24 protein-coding genes are annotated in these 22744 nt (G+C 68.1%); 6 read left to right on the top strand and 18 right to left on the bottom strand.

What is annotated here, in order from left to right; translation table 11 throughout:
• The first annotated feature begins 118 nt into the window (after positions 1-118).
• Positions 119-616, top strand: a complete 498-nt coding sequence (locus ACFXHA_RS36005) for a polyadenylate-specific 3'-exoribonuclease AS (RefSeq protein WP_379364379.1) — start codon at positions 119-121, stop codon at positions 614-616.
• A 94-nt stretch (positions 617-710) separates the two neighbouring features.
• Here the strand turns inward: ACFXHA_RS36005 and ACFXHA_RS36000 are convergent, their stop codons facing one another.
• The 10 genes from ACFXHA_RS36000 to ACFXHA_RS35955 all read right to left on the bottom strand — a co-directional run bounded on the left by ACFXHA_RS36000 (position 711) and on the right by ACFXHA_RS35955 (position 10234).
• Positions 711-1436: a lysophospholipid acyltransferase family protein gene (locus ACFXHA_RS36000; RefSeq protein ID WP_379364219.1), complete on the bottom strand. Its 726-nt coding sequence runs from the start codon at positions 1434-1436 to the stop codon at positions 711-713.
• A 294-nt stretch (positions 1437-1730) separates the two neighbouring features.
• The gene (locus ACFXHA_RS35995) at positions 1731-2735 is read right to left on the bottom strand and encodes an ROK family glucokinase (RefSeq protein WP_379364217.1); all 1005 of its coding nucleotides are present in this window, start codon (positions 2733-2735) and stop codon (positions 1731-1733) included.
• The gene (locus ACFXHA_RS35990; RefSeq protein ID WP_379364215.1) at positions 2732-3532 is read right to left on the bottom strand and encodes a hypothetical protein; all 801 of its coding nucleotides are present in this window, start codon (positions 3530-3532) and stop codon (positions 2732-2734) included. The genes ACFXHA_RS35995 and ACFXHA_RS35990 overlap by 4 nt, the downstream gene beginning before the upstream one ends.
• Positions 3529-5055 carry an ArsA family ATPase gene (locus tag ACFXHA_RS35985; RefSeq protein WP_379364214.1) on the bottom strand — a complete coding sequence of 509 codons (1527 nt, stop codon included), beginning with the start codon at positions 5053-5055 and terminating at the stop codon, positions 3529-3531. The genes ACFXHA_RS35990 and ACFXHA_RS35985 overlap by 4 nt, the downstream gene beginning before the upstream one ends.
• Positions 5056-5102: 47 nt before the next feature.
• A complete protein-coding gene (locus tag ACFXHA_RS35980) occupies positions 5103-5540 on the bottom strand; it encodes an SRPBCC family protein (protein ID WP_379364213.1) in 438 nt (145 codons plus the stop codon).
• Positions 5541-5593: 53 nt separating this feature from the next.
• On the bottom strand, positions 5594-5983 hold the full coding sequence (locus ACFXHA_RS35975; RefSeq protein ID WP_379364211.1) for a polyketide cyclase / dehydrase and lipid transport: 390 nt from the start codon (positions 5981-5983) through the stop codon (positions 5594-5596).
• A gap of 32 nt (positions 5984-6015) precedes the next feature.
• Positions 6016-7164, bottom strand: coding sequence for a glycosyltransferase family 4 protein (locus ACFXHA_RS35970; protein WP_379364209.1), 1149 nt, complete (start codon positions 7162-7164; stop codon positions 6016-6018).
• A 163-nt stretch (positions 7165-7327) separates the two neighbouring features.
• On the bottom strand, positions 7328-8338 hold the full coding sequence (locus tag ACFXHA_RS35965; RefSeq protein WP_379364207.1) for a peptidase MA family metallohydrolase: 1011 nt from the start codon (positions 8336-8338) through the stop codon (positions 7328-7330).
• Positions 8339-8371: 33 nt separating this feature from the next.
• Positions 8372-9376: an NlpC/P60 family protein gene (locus ACFXHA_RS35960; RefSeq protein WP_379364377.1), complete on the bottom strand. Its 1005-nt coding sequence runs from the start codon at positions 9374-9376 to the stop codon at positions 8372-8374.
• Positions 9377-9604: 228 nt separating this feature from the next.
• Entirely contained in the window at positions 9605-10234 is a 630-nt protein-coding gene (locus ACFXHA_RS35955) for a C40 family peptidase (protein WP_379364205.1), read from the bottom strand.
• Positions 10235-10883: 649 nt separating this feature from the next.
• Here ACFXHA_RS35955 and ACFXHA_RS35950 point away from each other — a divergent pair.
• Positions 10884-12662 (top strand): DEDD exonuclease domain-containing protein, encoded by a 1779-nt coding sequence (locus ACFXHA_RS35950; RefSeq protein WP_379364203.1) that lies wholly within the window; start codon positions 10884-10886, stop codon positions 12660-12662.
• Here the strand turns inward: ACFXHA_RS35950 and ACFXHA_RS35945 are convergent.
• Positions 12650-12943 carry a hypothetical protein gene (locus tag ACFXHA_RS35945; protein WP_379364201.1) on the bottom strand — a complete coding sequence of 98 codons (294 nt, stop codon included), beginning with the start codon at positions 12941-12943 and terminating at the stop codon, positions 12650-12652. The two genes, ACFXHA_RS35950 and ACFXHA_RS35945, sit on opposite strands and share 13 nt — an antisense overlap.
• 138 nt (positions 12944-13081) lie before the next feature.
• Here ACFXHA_RS35945 and ACFXHA_RS35940 point away from each other — a divergent pair, with 138 nt between their 5' ends.
• Complete coding sequence (locus ACFXHA_RS35940; protein ID WP_379364199.1) at positions 13082-13702, top strand: class I SAM-dependent methyltransferase; 621 nt, start codon at positions 13082-13084, stop codon at positions 13700-13702.
• A 74-nt stretch (positions 13703-13776) separates the two neighbouring features.
• On the opposite strand, the gene ACFXHA_RS35935 is transcribed toward ACFXHA_RS35940, so the two are convergent.
• The 6 genes from ACFXHA_RS35935 to ACFXHA_RS35910 all read right to left on the bottom strand — a co-directional run bounded on the left by ACFXHA_RS35935 (position 13777) and on the right by ACFXHA_RS35910 (position 20077).
• Positions 13777-14820, bottom strand: coding sequence for an AraC family transcriptional regulator ligand-binding domain-containing protein (locus ACFXHA_RS35935; protein WP_379364197.1), 1044 nt, complete (start codon positions 14818-14820; stop codon positions 13777-13779).
• Positions 14821-15065: 245 nt separating this feature from the next.
• Entirely contained in the window at positions 15066-15665 is a 600-nt protein-coding gene (locus tag ACFXHA_RS35930) for a Uma2 family endonuclease (RefSeq protein WP_379364195.1), read from the bottom strand.
• Between the two features lie 93 nt (positions 15666-15758).
• Entirely contained in the window at positions 15759-17381 is a 1623-nt protein-coding gene (locus tag ACFXHA_RS35925; protein WP_379364193.1) for a cytochrome bc complex cytochrome b subunit, read from the bottom strand.
• A complete protein-coding gene (locus ACFXHA_RS35920) occupies positions 17378-18526 on the bottom strand; it encodes a ubiquinol-cytochrome c reductase iron-sulfur subunit (RefSeq protein ID WP_379364191.1) in 1149 nt (382 codons plus the stop codon). Before ACFXHA_RS35920 ends, ACFXHA_RS35925 begins: the two co-directional genes overlap by 4 nt.
• Positions 18523-19383, bottom strand: coding sequence for a c-type cytochrome (locus ACFXHA_RS35915; protein WP_379364189.1), 861 nt, complete (start codon positions 19381-19383; stop codon positions 18523-18525). The genes ACFXHA_RS35920 and ACFXHA_RS35915 overlap by 4 nt, the downstream gene beginning before the upstream one ends.
• 82 nt (positions 19384-19465) lie before the next feature.
• On the bottom strand, positions 19466-20077 hold the full coding sequence (locus ACFXHA_RS35910) for a heme-copper oxidase subunit III (protein ID WP_379364187.1): 612 nt from the start codon (positions 20075-20077) through the stop codon (positions 19466-19468).
• 170 nt (positions 20078-20247) lie between these two features.
• Here ACFXHA_RS35910 and ACFXHA_RS35905 point away from each other — a divergent pair, with 170 nt between their 5' ends.
• Together ACFXHA_RS35905 and trpD are read left to right on the top strand one after the other, a co-directional pair.
• Complete coding sequence (locus ACFXHA_RS35905; protein WP_379364185.1) at positions 20248-20670, top strand: hypothetical protein; 423 nt, start codon at positions 20248-20250, stop codon at positions 20668-20670.
• A gap of 68 nt (positions 20671-20738) precedes the next feature.
• Positions 20739-21794, top strand: a complete 1056-nt coding sequence (gene trpD, locus ACFXHA_RS35900) for an anthranilate phosphoribosyltransferase (RefSeq protein ID WP_379364183.1) — start codon at positions 20739-20741, stop codon at positions 21792-21794.
• On the opposite strand, the gene ACFXHA_RS35895 is transcribed toward trpD, so the two are convergent.
• The gene (locus ACFXHA_RS35895; protein ID WP_379364181.1) at positions 21791-22327 is read right to left on the bottom strand and encodes a hypothetical protein; all 537 of its coding nucleotides are present in this window, start codon (positions 22325-22327) and stop codon (positions 21791-21793) included. The two genes, trpD and ACFXHA_RS35895, sit on opposite strands and share 4 nt — an antisense overlap.
• 107 nt (positions 22328-22434) lie before the next feature.
• Here ACFXHA_RS35895 and ACFXHA_RS35890 point away from each other — a divergent pair, with 107 nt between their 5' ends.
• A complete protein-coding gene (locus ACFXHA_RS35890) occupies positions 22435-22743 on the top strand; it encodes a hypothetical protein (RefSeq protein ID WP_379364179.1) in 309 nt (102 codons plus the stop codon).
• Position 22744: the final 1 nt, after the last annotated feature.

Genomic DNA, 22744 nt, shown 5'->3' with positions numbered 1-22744 from the left:
ATACGGATCGGTCTTGATGAGGTGGACCACACCCAGGGCTGGAATTGCTCACACCCGGTGGTCGTATGATCAGCCCGGACCCATTCCCCGAGCTCGAGGTCAGGAGAGACCCATCTCACTGCGGTACTTTTACGATTCGGAATTCATCGAGGACGGGACCGTCATCGACCTCGTCTCCATCGCGGTGGTGTGCGAGGACGGACGCGAGTTCTACGCGGTCTCCACCGAATTCGATCCCGAGAAGGCCGGGCCGTTCGTCCGCCGCAACGTCCTACCGAAGCTACCGCCGCCGTCCTCCCCGCTGTGGCGCTCGCGCCAGCGCATTCGCGAAGACCTCTACAAGTTCCTGGTTCCCCGCCCCAGTGTGGAACCCGAACTGTGGGCGTGGGTCGGCGCCTACGACCACGTCGCGCTGTGCCAGCTGTGGGGGTCCATGGTCGACCTGCCCAATGCGCTGCCGCGCTACACCAATGAGCTGCGTCAGCATTGGGACCAGCACGGTCGACCGCCGCTGCCGCCCATCCCGAAGGACGCGCACGACGCGCTCGCCGACGCCCGCCACAACCTGGCGAAGTTCGAAGCCATCGAAGCGCACCGCCGAATCCAGGCGATCTGACACCGCCGAATCCAGGCGATCTGATTCCAGGTATGCGAAAGGCCCCGGGAGACTTGGTCTCCCGGGGCCTTTCCGATGACTCGAGGCGGTCGGCTCAGCCGGCCATCGTCTGCGGCACGCGGTCCGCGTCGGGGCGGCTGCCCGAGGGGACGCCCTTCTTCAGGCTCGCGGCGTAGACGTCCACGTACTCCTGATCGCCCATCTGCATGAGCTCGTACATGATCTCGTCGGTGACGGCACGCTCGACGAAACGGTTGCCACCCATGCCCTCGTAACGCGAGAAGTCGATGGGCGCACCGAATTTCACGGTGACCTTGCGGGCACGCCAGCGGAACGGTCCGGGCGGGCACACCTCGTCGGTGCCGATCAGGGCCACCGGGATCACCGGCACACCGGTCTCCAGGGCGAGGCGTGCCACACCGGTCTTGCCCTTGTAGAGGCGGCCGTCCGGGGAACGCGTGCCTTCCGGGTAGAGCCCGACCAGGCGGCCCTCACCGAGCAGGGTGCGCGCGGTGTTGAGAGCGGATTCGGCCGCGTCCGCACCGGACCGGTCGATCGGGTACTGGCCGGTGCCGGAGAAGAAGAACTTCTGCAGGCGGCCCTTGAGACCCGGAGTGGTGAAGTATTCGGCCTTGGCCAGATAGGTGATCCGGCGGGGGCTCATCAGCGGGGTGAACAGCCAGTCGGTGAACGACAGATGGTTGCCGGCCAGGATGGCCGCACCCTTCGGGGGAATGTTCTCGACACCCTCGACCTGCGGCCGGTTGAGCAGGTGCATCAGCGGCCCCACCAAGACGAACTTCAGCAGCCAGTAGAACATTGCGTCCTTTCCCCTGTTTTCGATACCCGGGACCGGCCTCATTGCGGGCACCACCACACTCGCTTGCCTACCCTACCGCCGAGTCCGCAGCGTAACCAACCGGTGGTGAGCGGATTCTCCAATGTCGGGACTTTCGTCCCGACCCGTGGAACTGCTCCCCCGCCTCCCCGCGACTTCAGCGGGCAACAGAGAGCCGTCAACAGTCCCACACCCGGACCTGCGGTCAGGCCCGAACCGATCCTGGACGTACCCGGTGAGTTACCCGCACCGGCACTAAATCAGTTGTCACCTTGATCAACGACGAGCCGACGCGGTCGAGATCCCGTTCTGACCGGCGGGCACCGCGGCGCGGGCCAGTTCGGCGGCGCCGATCATGCCCGCCGCCTCACCCAACTGGGCGGTGCGGATGCGGGCGAGACGGCGGTGGCGGGCACCGGTGATGGAGGCGGCGTAGTGCTCGCGGGCTTCGTCGAGGAACAGCGGGGCCGAGCTGCTGACGCCGCCGGCGACCACGATCAGGTCCGGGTCGAACAGGTCGCTGACGAAGGCCAGGCCCAGGCCCAGCCAGCGCGCGAAGTCGGCCATCACCTCGAGGGCGACCGGATCGCCGTCCTGCGCCGCGCCCGCCACCCGGCGGCCGGTCAGGGAACCCGGATCGCGACCGGATTCGCGGGCCAGCACGGTGGAACGCTGCGGGTCGGTGGCCAGCAGTTCGATGGCGGTGTCCACCAGAGCGGTTCCGCTGCAATACCTTTCCCAGCAGCCGCGTTTGCCGCAGGCGCAGGCGCGTCCGTTGGGCACCACCTGGAGGTGGCCGAGTTCCGGTGCGACACCGTAACTTCCGCGATACAGCTGCCCATTGATGAGTAGTGCCGCGCCGATGCCGGTGCCGATGGCGACCAGCACCACATTGCGGCCGCCTGCCGCCGCGCCGAAGCGGTATTCCGCCCACAGCGCGGCATTGGCGTCGTGCTCGAGGATGACCGGCAGGCCGAGGCGGTCGGTCAACCGCTGCGCGACCGGGGCGTCCTCCCACGGCAGGTGCGGGGCGAAACGCACGGTGGCACGGTCCTCGTCGACGAAACCCGCCACCGCGAGCCCCACCGCGCCGATGGTGTGCCGGGCGCACAGTTCACGCACCGCGCGGGCCAGACCGTCCTCGAGCGCCCGCGCGGAGTGCGGGGTCGGCGCGGTCACGGTGTCGAGCACCTCGCCCGCCCCGTCCACCACCGACGCCCGGATGTTCGTGCCGCCCACATCGATTCCCACGGTCAACGGCACATCCTCACCGCCCCTCATGCCTTGATGGTCACGTCGATGGGCACGTACTTGGCGCGCCGACCACCTCCCGGCCGCGATGCGCGACCCGATGCCGGGCCGGTGGCCTGCGCATCGGACGAACCGGCGGCGGGTGCACCCGTCGCTCGGCCGGAGGGATCGTCGGTAGGAGTTGCGATCGGCGGCCCGAACGGCCGCGGGTCGGCAGCGGGGTCCGCCTCGGATTGCGTGTCGGTGGGTCGGCGCGCGGCACCGGGACCGTGACCCAGCGGGTCTTCCGTGTCCTCGGCGGGAGCACCGAAATCATTGTCGCCGTGCTGGTTTCGCGCGGCAGCGCGGCCCTGCGCACCGGCCAGGAAGCGAGTGAACACCGCGGCGAGGCTCGCGGCGGGGCTGGGCGCGTGGCCCGTCGGCGCGGATTCGTCCGCGAACGGGAGATCCGTTGCCTCGGAAGGGTTTGCGGCGGCGTGCGCGTACTGATGCCAGGCGTGGTACTCCGGGGAATCCGGATCCAGTTCGGGCGGGATCACCGGATCCACCGGGACGCCCGCGAGCGCCTCACGCAGCACGGTCACGATGGCGGTGCCGTGTTCGGCGATGGCGGCCACCACGTCGTGGTGTTCGCCGCGCACGATGGCCGCGGCCGCGCACACCGGACACCAGCTGCAGCTGTTCCATTCGGTGCGCCCGTCGGAGGCGGTGCGGCGCAGTACCGGTTCGACGCGTTCGAGCACGGCCTCGGCGAGCAGCCGCAGTTCCTCGGCGAATTCGCCGAGGTTCTCGTCGGGGTGACCGGGACGCGGGTGGGTGGTGGTCATTTCGGCCAGACCTGGGGGTCGGGCCGGAAGCGGATGACCAACTGGTCGCCGTCGAGCTCGGCGGCCTCGACCGTGCACCGCCGCAATACCGGGGCCAGCCGCATGCGCCGCCGAACCCCGTCCGCTCCCACGATCAAATCGTCCTCCACTCGTCCCAGCCGCAACGTCGACGGATCGACGATCGGCAGATGCATGCGCATCGCGAACACCGAGTGCACGCCGGCTCCCGACTCGAGCCGCACCATCGGCTCGGCGGGGACGGGCAGCACACCGTCCGCATCTGTGCCAAGCATAGGGATCGGACGCCATCCCACCCAGTTACCACTCGCGTCCACGGCATAGGACAAAGCACACAGCGAGCTCAGGCCCACCGGTTCGGACCCGGCGTGCCCCACGACCTGCACCGGGACATCGCGCATCCGCTTGCCCAGCTCGGTCACCACGTCGAGTTGCTCACCGCGGCGGTTGAAGTACCACTGCACCGCCGGATGCGGGGGCGCGGCCGACTCGACGCCCGGCATCTCCGACAGCACCTTGTTGACCAGCACGGCATCGAGCCGCAGACCCAGCAGCGCCGCCGCGGAACGCACGCGCGCCGATTCCGCGACCGCCACCTGCTCGGCGGCGGTCACCAACTTGCACCCCGTGCGGGTGCGGTCTGCCAACAGGTCGCGGGCGTCGGTCACCGCGGACACGATCTGTTCCACGGTCACCGCCAGCACCGCCTTGCGGAAATCGGTGCCGATCGCCTCCATGGTCCGAGAGTGCGCGGGCCACACCCGTTCCAGATAACCGAGCACGGTGTCGGGCGTAGTGACGATGCGCAACATGTCCGCCGACGGCGGGCAGTCCACCACGATCACATCCCACCGAGCATCCTTGGCGAACTGCGTGATCTCCAGCAATGCGAGGAGTTCCTGCACCCCGGGCAGTCCGGTCAGTTCGGCCGGATCCAGCGCACCCAGATCGAACCCGTGCTCGTGCCCCGCCCCGGACGCCATGAGCAGCACCTGCCCGAACCGATCCTCCAGCAGCGCAAGCGAATCCACCTCGATGACATCGAGCGTCGCCGCGGCAGCGAGCGAATCCCCGCGCGGGATCCGTGGTGTCTCCCAGGCGGTCGCGCGGCCGTGCTCCACGCCACCGAATCCCGCTCCCGCACTCCCGAACTCCGCCCCGGCGCTCGCGATCGCGGCGTCGCCGCTCGCGAAACCCGATCCAGCATTCGCGAATTCCGATCCGACGCTGCCGGTCCCCAGCCGAGGGCTTCCGAATCCCGTTGTGGCGCTGTCATATCCGGTTGGCGGGTAGCCCGGCTCCGGTGGCTGGAACATGGGGAGCGGGATGCTCGCGACGGCGGGTTTGGTGCTGCCGCCGTGGCGGAGGCGGAAACCCAGGGCGTCGCCGAGGGAGTGGGCCTGGTCGAGGGAGGCCAACAGGACGCGTTGGCCGGTGCGGGCGTAGGCGAGGGCGGTCGCGCACGCCAGCGTGGTCTTTCCGACACCCCCCTTGCCGATGAACAACTCGACGCGGGTGGCGGGGCGCGGCGAGCGGTCGGTACCGCCGGGACTCAGCCTTCGACCCGTTTCTTGAGTTCCTTGAGGGCGGTGTCGGTGATGACCTTCTCCGCTTTGCGTTTGAACATGCCGATCATGGGGATGTTGAGGTCCACCGTCAGCTCGTAGACCACCTGGGTGGTGCCGTCGGGCAGGGCGATCAGCTCGTAGGTGCCGTCCTGCGCCTTCTGCAGGTCACCGGCGACCAGGCTCCAGCTCACCGCGCGGCCGTCGGGCCGCCACGTGTAGGACAGGGTGTAGGTGTCCTTCACGACCCCGGCGTCCAGGGTGAAGCGGGCGGTGCGGGCGCGGCCGTCCGGAAGCTTCTCCAGCACTTCGACCGAGCGGGCCGCGGCGACCCATTCCGGATACGACTCCAGGTCGGCGATGACCGCCATCACTCGATCCGAGGGGGCGTCGATCACGATCGACCTCTGAGTTCGATCGGCCATGGGCGGCAACGCTTCCTTTCAAGCCATTGGAGAGGTGTGGGAGCGGCGGTCGGTCAGTGCGCGGCGGGGGCGACCCCGGCCTTGCGTCCGGCCTCGAGACGGGCCTTGATCTCGAAGGACATGACCTTGCCCGCGACGCGGCGGGTCCGGTTGAGCGCCAGCAGGTCACGCCCGGACATACCGGCGATGCCGCCGCGCGGTTCGGCGTGCATGAAGAAGTGCATGACGACGCCGTCCAGCATGGGCTCCAGCCAGACCTCCATGGTGCCTTCCGCGCCACCGCTGACGGTCCAGCGAATTCCCTTGTCGGCGCGGTCTTCCCGAACCTGCAACTGCAGGTCGGGGAACCACTTCCGCCAGCGGGCACGATCGGCCAGCACCTCGGCCACGGCCTCACCCGGCGCGGCGACGAAGGTCTGATCGGCAACCTGGATACTGCTCACGCGGCTGAGCCTAGCGCAGGACGGGAATCGTCTCAGACCCGCGCCGACCGGGTACCGGCCAGCAGTTCCTGTAGTCGCTCGCCCATGAGGTCCCAGCGCCACTGCTGCTGCACCCAGGCGCGACCGGCCGCGCCCATGGCCGCGGCGGTGTCGCGGTCGGAGAGGATGTCGACGATGGCGTCGGTGAGCGATTGGATGGAGCGGCCGTTGACGACGCGGCCGGTCTCGCCTTCGCGCACGGTTTCCGGCGCACCGCCCGAATTGCCCGCCACCACCGGCACTCCGGTGGCCGAGGCCTCGAGGAACACGATGCCCAGGCCCTCCACGTCGAGGCCGAAACCTCGGGTGCGGCAGGGCATGGCGAACACGTCGGCGAGGGTGTGGTGCGCGGCGAGTTCCTTGGACGGGACGCGGCCGGTGAAGACCACGTCGTCGGACACGCCCATGGCCGCGACCAGGGCGCGCAGCTTCTGCTCGTAGGGGCCGCCGCCCGCGATCACCAGGACCGCGCCGTCGATGCGCTTGCGGATCTCGGGCATGGCCGCGATCAACGCGTCCTGCCCCTTGCGCGGCACCAGCCGCGACAGGCAGAGAATGGTCGGCCGGTCGCCCAGCCCGTAGCGGGCGCGCAGTTCGGCGCGGGCGGCCGGGTCCGGCTTGAAGATCTCGGAATCGACTGCGGGCGGCAGGTATTCGAGCGCGGACTGCGCACCGAACGCGGCCGCGAACCGCCCCCGCGTGTATTTACTGACGTAGGTGACGACATCGGTGTGATCGCCGATCACCCGCAGCGCCTGCCGCGCGCCCGGAAGCATCGACCAGCCGACCTCGTGCCCGTGTGTGGAGGCGATGATCCGTTCCGCGCCCGCCCGCCGCAGCACCGGCGACATCAGGGCCAGCGGGGCCGCCGCCCCGAACCACACCCGATCGCAGTGTTCGTCGCGCATGAGCTTCTTGGCGCGCCGCGCCACCAACGGGGTCGGCAGCATCAATGTCGTCGGATGCCGCACCACCTGAAACGGCTGCTCGGCATCGAACTTCCAGTGGCTGTCCCCCCGCCACCGCGGCGCGTACACCACCAGTTCATCGGCAGGCAGCCTTAATGCGAGCGCGTGCAGATACGACTGAATCCCACCCGGTCGCGGCGGGAAATCATTGGTAACCAGCAACGTTCGCCCCATGCCGACAAACCTACTGCACCAGCCCCACCGTCACCCTCCGCCCCGAACCCTCGCACCCCGAGTCCCCCCGCGGCACGCCGTGGCGGAGTGCCAGCGGCCGGAATGACGAGAGAGCGACAGCCGCAAGAACGGGCAAGCGGTCTCGGGTCCGAGTGAGCGGGAGCTACGCGCCCTCGGCGGTCCGGGTGGAGATCCACCCGCGCCAGGCGGTGACGAAATCGGCGTAGCCGGTGGCGAGGGTGTCGCGGAAGGCGGTGTCGAGGGCGGCGCGATCCTTCGGACCGGAGGACAGCGCGTGGTAGAGATCCACGAGTTTCGGGTCGCCGTAGTGGTCGGCGATGAAAGCGCAGGCGGACCAGCCCTGTTCGTAGGCGAGGGAGGCTTGGCCGCTGCTGGGTTCGAACATGGCGTCGGCGGGCAGGTCGGCGGGGAGGTCGCCGGTGCGGGCGCGGGTGGTGAGGGTGGGGGCGATCTGGGTGACGGGGTGGTGCAGTCCGCGGTGCGCGGTGTATTCGGCCGCGCCTTCGAGCATCCACAGTGGGGAGCCGTCGACGGTGATCTTGCGGGTCGCCATGTGGGTGAGTTCGTGGCGCAGTACCGAGCGCAGGCCGTCCGCACCGAGGCGGCGACCGGCCTCCGGGCCGAAAACGACACGCTGACCGGTCAATTCGGCCCCGGGGCGGACCGGGTCGACAACGGTGGAGGCGGCGACCTCGGCGGGCACGTCACCGACGGCACGGGTGAGGGCGGCGAATTCGGCAGGGCTGGAGGCGACCACGACGACGGGGGCCTGATTCCATTGCGGGCCCCACAGCGAGGTCACCGCGGTGGTGGCCGCCGCGAGTTCATTGGCCAGCGTGTCGATATCGGCGCGCTGCCCGGCATGACCGAGCACCACCCCGACCCGATCGGATCCGGTGGCCACCGTCTCAGCGACCGGCTTGCCGTAATACTCCATGGTCCGCTTCACCACCGGCACTTGCGGATCCGAGGCGGTCAGCCCGCCGGAGTCCGGGCTCGGCACCACCGCACGCAAGGTGGGCAGCACCGAATTCGGCAGCATGAGCAGCGCGCCGCAGGCGGCGGTCAGGCCGGTGACCATGACCAGGGTGAGCACGAACTGGAATCGCCGGCGCGCCGACAGCCAGCCGCGCACTCGCCGCAAAGCGCTCATCGCCACCTCATGCTCATGCGCGGTTACTGCTGGTCAGAACCGGCGCGCCGAATGGAACGGGGTGGAGCCCATCGGCGCGACCTGCACGGGAACGCCGAATGTCGAAGCGTGCAGCATCAATCCGTTGCCGGCGTAGATGCCCACGTGGGAGATGTCGGAATAGAAGAACACGATATCGCCGGGCTGCAGGTCCTTCTCGGCGACGGGCGTGCCGTAGTCGGATTGCTGCTGGCTGGTGCGCGGCACGTTCTTGCCGACCTGGTGGAATGCCCACTGCACGAGGCCGGAGCAGTCGAACTGGTCGGGGCCGGTCGCGCCCCAGACATAGGGATCGCCCACGCGGGTGAGGGCGGCGGCCAGAGCACTGGTGCCGGAGCCGGGAACCAGGCCCCGTAGCAGGCTGTCGCGGTCGAAGCCGGGCGGGAACATGGAGCCCGCCAGCGCGGACTTGTCACCCGCGGAGAGCTGCCCCCAGGCGGCGATGACACCGGCCATGGAGCCTTGCAGCGCAGCACGTTTGGATTCCAGGTCGGTGCGGATCGCGTCGGCGGCGGTGCTGGCGGCGCGGGCGGCGTCGGCGGCGGTGGTCGCGATTTTCTGGGCGGCGGCGGCCGCGTCGGTGGCCTTCTGGTACTGGCCCAGTTGCTCACTCGTGCGCGTGGCCACCAGATCCACGACGGACATCTGGTCGAGCAGTTGCTGCGGTGAATTGCTCACCAGTAGCGAGGTGAGCCGGTTGGTGCGGCTGCCGAGCAGGGCGGAGGTGGCCGCGCGGTTGACGACCGGTTGGTAGCGGCTGATGTCGGCCTTGGCCGCGTCGAGCGTGGCGGTGGCGTCGGCGGCCTGCTTCTCGGCGGTGGTCTGCGCGGCGACCTTGGTGTCCAGGTCGGCCTGCGCGTTGAGCGCCTGCTGATTGAGCTGTTCGGATTGCCGCGACAGGTCGATCAGCCGCTGCACTGCTTCCCCAGCAGTTGCCGGTGCGGAGACCGGGTCGGCCATCGCGGATCCGAGACCCAGGGTGCCGTAGGTGCCGACCATGAGCGCGCCTACCGTGAGGGCTCCACCCACCAGTCGTTTCGCATGATGACTGTGTGTTCGATGAGGTCGCTGTTGCGCTGCCACCGTTGGTGTCGTCCCGTTCTCTTACCCCGAGCTGGTCAAGAAGGTCTCGATAAGATTACGAAACGGCGACCGGTTGTGTCCAGCAGGCCACGGAACCATTACGGACGCCGTTTCGAAATCAGCCCTCGAGCAGGGCAGGAGGTTCTAGATTCGGACCGCGCCCGCGAACGGCATCGAGGCGATCGAGGCGACCTTCACCGGCTGACCGGAGGTGGACGCGTGCACCACATTGCCGTCACCGATGTAGATGCCGGAGTGGCTGCCGCCGTAGAACGACACCACGTCGCCCGGCTGCAGATCGTCGTAGGACACCGGCGCGCCGGCGTTCGCCTGCTCATAGCTGGTGCGCGGCAGGCTGACTCCGGCCTGCGCGTAGGACCACTGCACCAGACCGGAGCAGTCGAAGGCGTTCGGGCCGGCCGCGCCGTACACGTACGGATCGCCGAGGCGGCTCATGGCGGCGTCGACCGCGGCCTGGTGCAGGCTGTTCTGCGGGGCCGGGGCGGCCGGGCCGGGGCCCTGCGGGGTGACGATGCCCGGAATCTCGGGGATGTTCACCGGGATGGACGCGGGCACACCCGGAATGGCCGGAAGCTGGATCTGATCCGGTACATCGAAGACGCCGACCGGAGTGTTGACCGGCTGGGCCATCGCGGGGGTCGCGGGCAGCAGCAGCGCACTCAGCGTGGCAGCGCCGACGGCTCCGGCCGCTGCGGCACGGCGCGCGGTGCGCTGGATGCCCCGGACCTGTCGCTTGGTGGAGGTGGTCGCCATGGTGAGGTACTTCCAATCTGCCCCGCGACGCCGTACCCGGTGGTACGTCGGACTCCGCGAGGTCTCAGGAAGATTACGAGGACATAACGGTGCTTTGTAAAGCCGAGCCGGTCGGTCCGTGACTCGAAATTGTTACGCGGCCCTATTTCGGTGCGACTAACGTCACAGCAATCACGAAACGATAACAGCGGCCGTTTTCGCGGGAGCGTCCCAATAGCTACCGGCGAGTAGACAACGAGTGCCGACGACCCTCCCGACCTGGACAGATTCCGAATAACACAAGGTCAGAGCCATGGCCCACGACCTGGGAGTCTGCGACACGCTCGAGCAACACGCCCGACAGCGTGGCAGCGGGGCAGCACGCGCCGGGCGGCGAACCGGACCAACCGGCCCCTTCATCAAAATTGATCCATAATCCGCATTAATGTGACCCTGGCCACAATCTCGCATATTTTCGCAATTCGGGGATTGCAGCTCGAGTATCTCGGCCGCACCCCACGGGAAATTCAGACATTTCCTAGTCCGATCTCAGCAAGATCACGACCGCGCAGGGCAGCAGGTCACGGCCCCGGTGCCGGGGACCCACGCCAGGCGCCGGGGCGATCAGCCGGCCACGACCGGCGCGACATGTCGGACCCCCCGCCTACGCTTGCCGTTCGTGTCTTCGCGATCGGATCCAGCCGCACAGCTGGCCTTCGACGAGCTCGAAACCCCGCTCTACGACACGACGTTCGTGGTGGTCGATCTCGAGACCACCGGCACCAGTCCGGACGGGGACGCCATCACCGAGATCGGCGCGGTGAAGGTGCGCGGCGGCGAGGTGCTCGGCGAGTTCGCGACCCTGATCAACCCCGGGTGCGCGATTCCGCCGCAGATCGTCCAGATCACCGGGATCACCACCGCCATGGTGGTGGACGCGCCGCGCATCGAGCAGGTGCTGCCCGGGTTCCTGGAGTTCGCGCGGGGCGCGGTGCTCGTCGCCCACAATGCCCGCTTCGATGTCGGGTTCCTGAAGGCCGCGGCGGCACGGTGCGAATTGCCGTGGCCCGCATTCCAAACGCTGTGCACCGTCCAGCTGGCGCGGCGGGTGCTCCCGAAGGAAGAGGCGCCCTCGGCCAAGCTCTGGTACCTCGCGCAGCTGCTGGGGGCCGAGACGCGGCCCACCCACCGGGCGCTGGACGACGCCAAGGCGACCGTGGACGTGCTGCACGCGCTCATCGCCCGGGTCGGCAATCAAGGGGTGCAGAGTCTCACCGAGCTGCTGGACTATCTGCCGGAGGTGACGCGGCGGCAGCGCGCCAAACGTGGGATGGCCGCGGATCTTCCGGCGACGCCCGGCGTGTACCTGTTCCGCGGGCCGTCGGACGAAGTCCTCTATATAGGGACGGCGGTGAATCTGCGCCGCCGTGTCCGCAACTACTTCACCGGATCCGATACCCGGCCGCGCATGCGCGAGATGGTGCAACTGGCCACCCGGGTCGATCACGTGGAGTGCGCGCACGGCCTGGAGGCCGGGGTGCGCGAGCTGCGACTGCTGATCGCGCACACCCCGCCCTACAACCGGCGTTCGAAGTTCCCGCAGCGCGCGTGGTGGCTGACGCTGACCGATGAGCCCTTCCCCCGCTTCGCCGTCTCCCGCACGCCGACCCGGGACGCGCTGGGCCCGTTCAGCTCCCGCACCGACGCCCAGGAGATCGCCGCCACCCTCGCCGAGCAGGCGGGCCTGCGCACCTGCACCAACCGCATTCCGCGCAGCGGGCACCACGGTTGCCTGCCCGCCGTGGTCGGCGGTTGCCCCGCGAGCGCCGAAAACAGCCCCCTATATATAGAGGAGTACGAACGAGCTCCGGCCGCGATCCGCGACCTGTTCACCGGGGTCGACGACGCGCTGCTGCACACCATCGCCACTAAACTCGAAACCCTCTCCACCGCAGAACATTTCGAGGTCGCAGCCCGCCTGCGGGATCGCACCGTGGCAGTGGTCCGCGCCCTGCGCCGCACCCAGCGCCTGGCCGCCCTCGCCGCCATCCCCGAACTGATAGCTGCCCGCCCCGACGGTGCCGGTGGCTGGGAGTTCGCGATCATCCGCCACGCCCGCCTGGCCGCCGCCGGCACCGCCGTCCGCGGCATCTCCCCCATGCCGGTCGTAGACCGCCTCGCCGCCTCCGCCGAAACCGTCATCCCACCCAACCTCTCCACCCCCGACGCCACCCCCACCTATCCCCCACTGCGCGGCGGTCTTCCGGAGGAGGCAGGCCTCCTGGTCCGCTGGCTGGACCAACCCGGCACCCGAATCGTCCGCACCACCGACGGCTACGCCGAACCCCGCCTCGGCGCAGGCCCCTGGCTCGACTGGCTGGCCCGCGCCGAAGCCGCAGCCACCCCGTCCCATTCCGGCGGGCCCGGGCAGGTCGGCTATCCGAGCTGATTCTCGTCGTCACCGAACAGGGACAGTTGCCGGGAGGAGGAGGTTCTGCCCAGTCGCCGCAGGCAGTGGGCACAGGTGACATCCGCGCGGGTCGGCTCCAGCACGGCGGGCGACCACCCGGCGATCCCGGTGTGGCACAGCAGCTCCGGAACTTCCTCGCCCTCGACCCACTCGCCGAGTCCGACCGCGTGCACCGTACGACCGTTGCGCACGACGGCATGTACACCGGCGTCGCCGAAGCGAGCCCGGGTCGAAGCGGCCAGGGGAGCGATATCGGTCATACGCCCAACGATAGGTACGGGCTCCGACAACCGCGCCGGACCGAAGCCGAAACCGCCTCGTCGAGAAGTGGATTCCGGTCGGGGCGCGAAGTTTCGAACGTGGGGGCGGCGTCGTCGATCCGCTGCCAGAATGGCGGGATGGACGTTCCCGACAGTGAACGCTGGAACCACAACATCGAATACCACCCGCTGCTGGCCGAGGCGGTCGCCGGGGCGCGGGACGTACTGGATGTCGGATGCGGGGAAGGGCAGCTGGCCCGGCGGATTCGGCGCTCGGGGGCAGCCGTGACCGGGATCGATCCGGACGGCAAGAGCATCGAGTTGGCCCGCGAGCAGTCCGCCGACGGCGAGATCACCTACCTGGAGGCCGATTTCCTGGCGTACCCGTTCGAGCCAGGGTCGTTCGACGGGATCGTCTCCATCGCGGCGCTGCACCACATGGATTCGGAGAAGGCACTGGTCCGCATGCGGGAGCTGCTACGCCCCGGCGGCACCCTGGCGCTGATCGGCATGGCCCGCAACAGTTCTGTCGCGGACCTGCCGTGGGAGGCGGCTGCCCTGCTCACCAGTTTCAAGGACCGGCTCTTCCGCGCGCAGTGGGCGCACCCGTCCCCGGTGGTCTGGCCGCCGCCGCAGACGTATGCCGAGGTCTGTAGGACCGCCACCGAACTCCTACCCGGCGTCCACTACCGCCGCCACGTGCTCTGGCGGTACTCGCTGGTGTGGACCAAGCCGAATCCGGCAGCCCCACAACCCTGATCGTCGCCGAGTCACTGGATCGGTCCGCTTGCTCTGCAGGGTTTTCCGGCCGGGTGACGGCTTTCCGGTCCGCCTCAGCGCGGAATATCGTGTGCGCCACCGGATGATCGGCCGGGGCGTTCCGGGTAGCTGGGGGCTAGGGAGGTGCGCGCGGTGGAGCCCGTCATCCGGGCAACCGTCGAGGCGGTCACACCAAGGTCGAGGAGTTCGGCGGCCAGTAGTTGGCGGATCTGATCGGCGAGACTGCGGAAGCTGAGGTGCTGGGCGGCGAGGCGATTGTGCAGACCGCGTTCGGAGACGCCTAGTTCGTGGGCCACTTCGGCGGGCGTCGGCGCGACCGCGGGCGTGCGCAACAGGATTCGCCGCACCTGGGCAGCCGTACCGGTGTGCCGGTGCCGCCGATCCAGCGCGAGTTCGCACTGCTGCACGCAGGCGAGGCCGGTGTGCGCGTCGGGCGGACGGGCGGGTCGCGTGAGTATCTCGGGTGGCACGGTGAATCCGCCTCGCCCGGACTCGGTTTCCACGATGAGCTCGAACGGCGATACCAGCGCCGAGACCACCGCCCGCGCGGCCGCCAGATCGCGGGCCAGCAGGAACGCCCGCACCGAACTCCCGCGCTCACCATCCCCGAACTCGACTCGCAACCCGTCCACGGTCTCCGTGAACTCCGGTTCGAACCGCACCGAAGTCTTCGCGAAGTACCGCGGCAGCAACCGAACCGCCTCCCGCACAGTCGGACTCGTCACCATCGCGTAACCCACCACCCCGGCGCTGCCCAGGTGGTACCACCACCCGGTCGCCTCCCCCAAAGCCCGCGCGACGTCCTGATCCGTGCCAACACCCGGTTCATCACTCCCGCGCCCGTCATCACCTCGCCCATCGGCTTCCCGCCCGTCGGTTCCGCGCTCGTGTCCGCCGTATGCGATCAGGTTCCGGATGACCCGCATTTCCTGGCCCGCCAACACCACCGCCCCGGGCTCTTGCAACTGCATCCCGCGTAGCCCGGTCCCCGCCAGGCACTCCGCGACCGAAAGCCCGTGTCTGCGACCGGTCTCCATCGCGTACCAGGTGGCCACCGCGGGCCGCACTCTCGGCGGCCGATCACCCTGGACACCCATGTTCGGAAGCTAACAAATATCCGACCACCCCGACACCCATCCGGACCGGAATTCCCACGCACCCCCCTGACCTGCCACTTCACTTACCGTCCGCCCGCGACCCGTCGTCGAGGAAGCCACACCGCCGTACGGTCGTATCACTCGATCCGGACAGTCCGCGGCGCGGAGGGGATGTCTCGGGCCCGGAACGGGGAAGGCCCCGAGTCGAATTCGACTCGGGGCCTTGGTCGATATCGAGGCGAGAGTTACGTCTGTTCGAGGACATCGAACGGGATCGTCGCCTCTACCGGATCGTCAAGCAGCAGCACACGGCGGTGGACGGTGTGCACACGGTATCGGCGGCCGGACCAGTCGAGACGGTATTCCTCGATCTCTTCGATCCGGTCTTCCTTCTGGTCCAGCCGGACGATCAGGTAGCGAGGAACCCCGGCTATCGCATATTGGATTCGCTTGTCATTGATGTCGGTATCGATGGTCGACTCGGAGGTCACCTCGACGATCAGCAGCAGATGCTCGCGGACTGTGTTCACGTCGTATGGTTCGCAGTCCCGGATCCAGATATCGGGGTAGCGGATGTTCAGGCGCCGATCCACCACGGCCGTTTCGGCGTCGGCGAACCGTGCGGCGACATCGGAGTCCACGACCATGCACGGACCGCCATCGCGGCGCGCGGACTCGAGCAGACCGGCCAACCGCCTGACCACGCGGCTGTGGAGTGGGCTCTGAGCCATCAGCCGGACGACACGACCGTCCACGATCTCGATATCGCCGAGCTCGGACGTCGCGCCGTCGGCAAACTGTTCGGCCGTCAGGCGCAGTTCGTCACGCTCGTCGGGAGCACTCATACCGAACATCATTGCAGCCGGTACCGCACCGGGCCAGGAACGGGGAAGGCCCCGAGTCGAATTCGACTCGGGGCCTTCGGGTGACGGTGACGATCAGTGATCGTGCTTGTCGGTGATGGCGGCGTTCTGGGCCGACTCGAGGGCGTGCAGCATGTTGTGCTCTTCCTCGTGGGCGTTGGCCACATTCTGCTCCTGCTCGGACGCCGGGTCGGCGCGGAGGAAGGAGCCGGTGCCGGGCTTGCCGGCGGAGCCGAGCTTGACCATCTTCTTGGGCACCGGGGCGCCCTGGTATTCCAGCGGGATCGGGTGGCCGTGCGAGTCGACCGGGCCCAGGGGCTGGTGGACCTCGATGTACTCACCGTGCGGAAGCCGCTTGATGACACCGGTTTCCACGCCGTGCTCGAGCACCGCGCGGTCGCTGCGCTGCAGACCGATGCAGAACCGGTAGGCGACGAAGTACGCCAGCGGCGGGGCCAGCAGCAGGGCGATGCGGAAGAACCAGGTGGTGGCGTTCAGCGAGATGTCGAACTTCAGCGACAGGATGTCGTTGACACAGGCCAGCGTCAGCACCATGTAGAACGCGATGGCCATGGCACCGATGGCGGTGCGGACCGGCACGTCGCGCGGACGCTGCAGCAGGTTGTGGCGGGCGGTGTCGCCGGTGAGCCGCTTCTCGATCCACGGGTACATGACCAGCGCACCGAAGACGGCACCCATGATGAGCGCGACCCAGAACGGCGCCGGGACCGTGTAGCGGCCCAGGTACAGCTCCCACGGCGGCATGAGGCGTGCCATGCCGTCGGTCCACATCATGTAGAAGTCCGGCTGCGAACCCGCGGAGACCTGAGACGGGTTGTAGGGGCCCAGGTTCCAGATCGGGTTGATCTGGAAGACGCCACCCATGATCGCGACGACGCCGAGGGTGAAGGCGAAGAACGCGCCCTGGTCGGCGGCGAACACCGGGATGATGCGGGCGCCGACGACGTTCTTCTCGGTGCGGCCCGGTCCGGGGAACTGGGTGTGCTTCTGGTACCAGACCAGCGCCACGTGGGCGGCGATCAGAGCCAGGATGATGCCCGGCAGCAGCAGCACGTGCGCGATGTAGAGGCGCGGAATGATGATGGTGCCCGGGAAGTCACCGCCGAAGATCAGCCAATGCATCCAGGTGCCGATGACCGGAATACCCATGGTGATACCACCGAAGGCGGCGCGCAGACCGGTACCGGACAGCAGGTCGTCCGGGATCGAGTAGCCGAAGAAGCCCTCGAACATGGCCAGGATGAGCAGCAGCGAGCCGATCACCCAGTTCGCCTCACGCGGCTTGCGGAAAGCGCCGGTGAAGAAGATGCGGAACAGGTGGATGATGATCGACGACGCGAAAAGCAGTGCCGCCCAGTGGTGCACCTGTCGCACGAACAGACCGCCGCGCACCTCGAAGGAGATGTTCAGCGCGGTCTCGTAGGCCCGCGACATGGTGACACCGCGCAACGGCTGGTAGACGCCGTTGTAGACGGTCTCGCTCATGGACGGGTCGAAGTACAGCGTCAGGTAGATACCCGACAGCAGCAGGATGATGAACGCGTACAGCGCGATCTCACCGAGCAGGAACGACCAGTGGGTCGGGAAGACCTTGTTGATCGAGCGCTTGGCGAACTTCGCCATGTGGTAGCGCTCGTCCACTTCGTTGGCCTGGATGGCCGCTTTGCTAGGGCTCATGAACGACGCTCCCAGTAGGCCGGGCCGAGGGGCTCGATGAAGTCGTGCTGGGCGACCAGGTAGCCATCGGCGTTGACGGTGATGGGCAGCTGCGGCAGCGCGCGAGCGGCGGGACCGAAGACCGGCTTACCCCATTCGGTCGCCGAGAACTGCGACTGGTGGCAGGGGCAGAGGATCCGGTTGGTCTGCTGCTCGAACAGCGAAGTCGGGCAACCGAGGTGGGTGCAGATCTTCGAGTAGGCGAAGTAGTCGCCGAAGTTGAAGCTTTCCTGACCCTTGCGCTTGATGGCGTGTTCGGCATCGTGGGTGCGCAGGCGGATCAGCATGACCGCGTTGCGGATTCCGCGCAGCGAGGCCAGGGTCGCCTTCTCGTCTCCGCGCCAGGATTCCTTCCAGGGGAAGACGGTTTCCATGGCGCCGGCGTCGAGGTCTTCCGGCTTGACGAGGACGATGTCCTCGGGGCGGCCGGTGTCGCGACGCAGGAAGATGGTCTCGCCCGCGTAGTCCGGGGTCCAGCCCGAGACCCACAGCGGCGACTTGTCGCCCTTGGCCCACGGGTTCTTGATCATGCCGCCGACGAAGACCAGCAGCGCGCCCACGCCGAGCACGCCGACGCCCAGGCCCGCGGTGCGGGTGATGAGCTTGCGGCGGCCCAGGGTCGAGGTGTCGACCGCGTCGGTCAGCTGCGCGACCAGGGTGCGGCGGTCGACCTCCGAGGACGCGCCGTCGTGGCGGTCCTGGATGGAGATCTCGGCCGGGATGAAGTGCTTGCGGATCAGCACGACTGCGATGCCCACGGCGAGCACGGCGACACCCAGGGTGATGCCGTAGAGCGGGGTGGTCAGCGTGTACATGCCGTTGCCGTCCTGGTGCCGGCCCTTGTACTCCCAGGGCCAGAACAGGTAGACACCGATCAGCGCGGCGCCGAAGATGCCGGCGATCGCGAACCACAGGGCCACGCGGCGCTCGGCGCGCTTCTCGGCCCGGGTGCCCGGGACCGGCCAGCGCGGGGCGCGGTAGGCGACGTCGACGCCGTCGAGTTCGGTGCCGAGCTTGACCAGCTCGTCCCGCGACATGGCGTCGAGCTGTTCGTCCGTAGGCTCAGTGGGGTTGTCCCCCATGCTGTTTCGCTCCTGTTCACTCATGACCGGGAACCGATCCACATCGCGGAACCGACCAGGACCACGATGCCGACGACCCAGATGGCCAGGCCCTCGGTGGCGGGACCGAAGCCGCCGAGGCCGTAGCCGCCCTCGGACTTGGTCTCCATGCGGTCCTTGATGTACGCGACGATGTCCTTCTTCTCGTCCGGCGTCAGCTGCCGGTCGGAGAACTTGGGCATGTTCTGCGGGCCGGTGAGCATGGCCAGGTAGATCTGCTGCTCACTGGCTTCTTCCAGCGGCGGCGCGAACTTGCCGGAGGACAGCGCGCCACCCTTGCCGGTGAAGTTGTGGCAGGAGGCGCAGTTCATCCGGAACAGCTCGCCACCGCGGCCGAGGTCGCGGTCCGCGATGATCGACTCCTGCGCGATCGAGTTGTCGCCGTCGCGCAGCACGGTCGGACCGCCGCCCAGGGACTGGACGTACGCGCCGAGCGCGTCGGTCTGGTGCGCATCGAACTTGGCGGGCTTGCGCAGGATCTGCGCGCCGTTGCCGGCGGCCGGCATGCGACCGGTGGAGACCTGGAAGTAGACCGCGGCCTCACCGACGCCGATCAGGCTGGGGCCGCGATCCTGCACACCCTGCAGGTTGGCGCCGTGGCAGGTGACACACGAGGTGTCGTAGATCTGCTTGCCCTCGCGGATCAGCGCGGACTGATCGTCTTTCGCGGTCGCGACCTGAGCCGTCGGGGTCAGGGCGGACGCCGCGAAGCCGGCTCCGACGAGGCCCATCAGGAGAACCAGACCGCCGACCAGCTTCCGACGCATGCGGCGCTGCTTGCGGACCTTGGTGACCTGGCCGATCCCCTCGGGATCTGGCGCTGACGGGGGAGATGAACTCATCTGTGTCCCTTTGGAGTAGACGGAACCGACTTGTACAAGTTTTTGGGTGCCGACGCGGGCTGGCCTCGGCGCGTGTCCGGTGTTAGCGGACGAAGTAGATCGTCGCGAAGAGGCCGATCCAGACGATGTCGACGAAGTGCCAGTAGTACGAGACGACGATCGCCGCCGTGGCCTGCGCCGGGGTGAACTTGCTGAGCTTGGTGCGCACCAGCAGGAAGATGAACGCGATGAGACCACCGATGACGTGCAGACCGTGGAAGCCGGTGGTGATGTAGAAGACCGAGCCGTACACAGAGCTGGAGATCGAGGTGCCCTCGGTGACGAGCGCGTGGTACTCGGTGGCCTGACCGCCGACGAAGATGGCGCCCATGATGAAGGTCAGCACGTACCAGCGACGCAGACCGAACACGTCACCACGCTCGGCGGCGAAGACGCCCATCTGGCAGGTGAACGAGGACAGCACCAGGACGGTGGTCACGGGCACGGCCAGCTTCAGGTTCAGCTCGGTCGGCTCCGGCGGCCAGACGCCGTGCGCCTGCGCGCGAGCAACGAAGTACATGGCGAACAGGCCCGCGAAGAACATCAGCTCGCTCGACAGCCAGATGATGGTACCGACGCTGACCATGTTGGGCCGGTTCAGCGAATGCACACGCTGGGTAATGGCCGATCCTGGGGTCCCTACTGCGGTCGTCACGCCGGTAAGTATGACTTGTCGTAGTACGACAGGCGTAGCGGGGTACGAAAGTTCGTCGTACGTGTCGGAAAGCCCAGGGCGAGCGAGCGTCTCGCTGGGGCTCTCGGCGTGTCACGGGCGAGCCTAGATTGCGCAGGTAAGAGGAAGCTGAGCTGTGTCGAGAGGGTCCTATGAGTGTCAAAACGTGGTGGCGTCGGATGGTCGGGCGGAGCGGGACAACGGAACTGGATCCGACACGCCCGGATCTGGTGGTGGTCGCGTCGAGTTTCGATGACGCCGAAGCCTGTTCAGCGGCCTTGGGGAAGGCGATGGACTGGACTCCCGACCAACCAGTAGTCCTCCGGCACCACCTCCGAGTTCCCGCGGACCGGGTGAATGCGGTGCAGATCATTGCCGCGCAGATCGGCTATGACACTGCCTCGGTGGATACCTCGGACCCCGTGAAGCTGGTTTTGCAGCGTGTGCAGGTTCTCGATGCCCTGCACTGTTCCCAGGAAAGGTCCCGTATGGCGGGGATAGCCCAGCGCCACGACGGCAATGTCCTGGGCTGGGACGCCTTGCAGCCCGCGTCCCGTCCGGGCGATAAGTACTAGCCCCGCAGATTAGGCTTTCCCCAACAACACTGGTGTCCGGTCCTGACCGGCAACGGGAAGAGAAGGCAATGAGCGCGCGCAGCTGGCGAGAAGTTCTCGGCATCCTCACCGACGGCAACGACCTGTCCCTGGACGAGGCCGCGTGGGCGATGAACGAGATCTTCACCGACAACGCCACCTCCGCGCAGATCGCGGCCTTCGGTGTGGCCCTGAAGATGAAGGGCCCGACCCCGACCGAGCTCAACGGCCTGGCCTCCGGCATGCTCTCGCACGCGCGCCGGGTGCCGCACGAGGGCGCGGCGGTGGATATCGTCGGCACCGGCGGCGACAAGTCGGGCAGCGTGAACATCTCCACCATGTCCTCGATCGTGGTGGCGGCCACCGGTATTCCGGTGATCAAGCACGGCAACCGGGCGGCGTCCTCCAAGAGCGGCGGCGCGGACGTGCTCGAGGCGCTGGGCGTGAAGATCGCACTCGGCCCGGAGTCGGTGGCCGAATGTGTGCGCCAGACCGGGATCGGCTTCTGTTTCGCGCCGGTGTTCCACCCGTCGCTGCGCTACGCCAGTCAGGCGCGCGGTGAGATCGGCATTCCGACGGTCTTCAATATCCTGGGCCCGCTGACCAATCCGGCACAGCCCTCGGCCGGTCTGATCGGCTGCGCGTTCCCGGATCTGGTGCGGGTGATCGCGGGCGTGTTCACCGAGCGCGGGGCCTCGGCGCTGGTGGTGCGCGGCAATGACGGCCTGGACGAGATCACGACGGCCGACACCACCGATGTGTGGGTGGTCGCGGGTGGCCGCAGCCACGAAACCACCATCGACCCAACGAAACTCGGCATCGAGCGGGTGGATCCGTCGGCGCTGCGCGGCGGCGACGCGGAGATGAACGCGGTGATCGCCCGCAACATGTTCGCGGGCGACCCGGGCCCCGTGCGCGACGCGGTGCTGCTGAATTCGGCGGCCGCGCTGGTGGCCTTCGACCTGCGCCCCGAGGATGTCGACTCCGATCTGCACACCAAGCTGGCGGTGGCCTTGCAGCGGGTGGCCGCCACGGTCGATTCCGGTGCGGCGTCGAACCTGCTGGACCGCTGGGTCGAGGTTTCGAACAAGCTCGACGCGAACTAGCCCTTGGTGGCCTGGATGAAGTCCCGCATGGCGTCGAAACTCTTGACGCCGGGCGAGATTTCGACCGAGCTGGAGACGTCGACGCCGTAGGGCCGGTGCGCCTCGATGACGCCCGCGACATTGTCGGCGTTCAGTCCCCCGGCCAGGACGACCTGTCCGGGGACTCGGTCGAGCCATGCGGGGAACGCGGCGAAGACGCCGGATCCGGTGCTGGCGTCGTAGAAGAAGTACTCGCAGTCCTGACCGGGTTCGGGTGCGGTGGCCGAGCAGTAGGCCAGGTTCGGCAGCGCGGTCCAGTTGTAGAGCTGGATGACGTCGAAGTCGTCGATGACCGCGGCGACCTCGGTCTTGTCGAAGGCCACCACGAAGCTGCGAATTCGCCCGCGCGCGTACGCGGCCAGTTCACGCGCCCGTTCGGCCTCGACATACCGTTTGCTCTTGGTCGTGCCCACCACGCCGATGGCGGAGTAGCCGAGGTCGACGGCCCAGTCGATCTGTTCCTCGGTGGTCAGCCCGCACACCTTCACGAACATGTCCTGTCCTGTCTCCTCGAGTGAATTCCTCCGAGTGTCCTGAGAGTTCGGGTCACTCACCTGTGTGTTTGTGACAGCGATGGTCACAGCGGCGTTACAGTCTCGTCATGCGATACGCAGTGGTGCTACCCGGCCTGGTGGTCGTGTTCCTGGGCATCGGGATCCCTGTGAGCGCGGCCCATACGGCCCGCGTGGACGTGACCGACAACGGCACGCTGACCGTGGACGGCCACAACTACGGCACCGCCGACGACTGCGTGACCATTCGCAGCGTCCCGCGTCGCCTCAATGTCGACAACGAGACCCCGTTGCGGGCCCGGGTGTATCTGTTCCCCGGCTGCAAGGGCGGCGTCACCCACACCATCGAGCCGGGCCACTCCGGCACCGCGTTGGGCGCTTCGGTCCAGACCCGCTGAC

It is taken from the genome of Nocardia sp. NPDC059240 (assembly GCF_042753865.1).
GTDB lineage: Bacteria > Actinomycetota > Actinomycetes > Mycobacteriales > Mycobacteriaceae > Nocardia.
This window is presented reverse-complemented; position numbering and strand designations above follow the sequence as displayed.